Source organism: Cupriavidus sp. UYPR2.512 (assembly GCF_000379565.1).
Classification (GTDB): domain Bacteria; phylum Pseudomonadota; class Gammaproteobacteria; order Burkholderiales; family Burkholderiaceae; genus Cupriavidus.
Genome location: NZ_KB903129.1, coordinates 1 through 1,159 on the forward strand (window position 1 = coordinate 1; position 1,159 = coordinate 1,159).

Consider the following 1,159-nt stretch of genomic DNA (forward strand, 5'->3'; position numbering starts at 1 on the left):
CTTTCTCAGGCTCTGGTTATACGCCCGCGCGTTCGTCACCCGGTACCCCGGCTTCTTGCGCTTGCGCGGTTCACCCGTCTTTAGTCTGGCTTTATTCAATGCTGGCCTTCATGATGTTGCGCTTTTACACAACCCGCACCATCTTTGCAATACCCGTCCGGACAAAGCCCATCACATCAGAGCTCCGACTACCTACCGCAGGTGGTTGAGTGAGTCTGAAAGTCTCTGTTCGTAATCCTGAGTGTGACCACTTTGCTGCTGGTACGCCAAGTATTCTTCGAACGTCGAATACAGCGGCTGCAACGACGCGTTGTGTGGATCGTGGTGTAGAAACCAACGCTCCGGATGGCCAGCTTCGCCAAAAGCGCGAAGGGCGTCACGGGCCTCCCGAAATATCTGTCCGCAAGTCTCGCTGCTGCTGTATTCGATCCGCTCCAGTTCCTGAGCGCAGATTGCCGCACTAGATGTGTCGTACTGGACCCGATCGAGTATGGCATTGAATTCGTTGGCCCGGGCAAGGTTGTTCATCTCAAAGACCAACGCACTCACAAGAGAGGGGCCCGGTGCTGTTCCGAAGTTCGAGAGGGTCTGCGGTGAAACGAGAATGGCGCGGCGGGTTGCATCCGTTGCGGCGATGGCGATGCCTCCATCGTCCGCTTGAAGCGTTACACCGCCTTCATCCCAAATTTTCTCGGCTAGTCGCCTGAACGTCGGAGAACTGCTGTAGATCGCACCTAACGCAGCAACTGCGCGTGTGAAGCGTCTATCGCTCGGATTAGCTCGGCGGATGCTTCTCTTAACCGAAGACCACTGCGAAGGTGAGGCTGGTCGGGAAAGCGCTCCTTGGGCAAGCCCGGATAACGTTGGCGACACGGCGCGCGCTCTGATGCCCCCCGGGGTGGATGTGCTTGCAGACTCGTCAACCGAAGATGTTCCTAGTGTCTCGCAATATGCTTCTCTCGACACGCTTTTTGAACCACAGATTCCCATGGCGATTGGTACTCCTGTTATAGGTCCATCATAGGCATTGGGCTCGCCAGATTCAGCGAGGGTTTCGCGTACAGCTGGTTGTATATGAACGCGCCCCGATTGCGCCAGTGTTTCGTGTGTTCCGACATCGACAGGATGGGTTGCAGCTGTATATCCGGCCTTGTTGCAG

1 protein-coding gene is annotated in these 1,159 nt (G+C 56.2%); it reads right to left on the reverse strand.

Annotated features, from left to right (window positions below; genetic code table 11):
• Positions 1–192: 192 nt before the first annotated feature.
• Positions 193–1,159: hypothetical protein (locus A3A5_RS45080; protein ID WP_232431442.1), on the reverse strand; the 967-nt coding region annotated here is incomplete at its 5' end.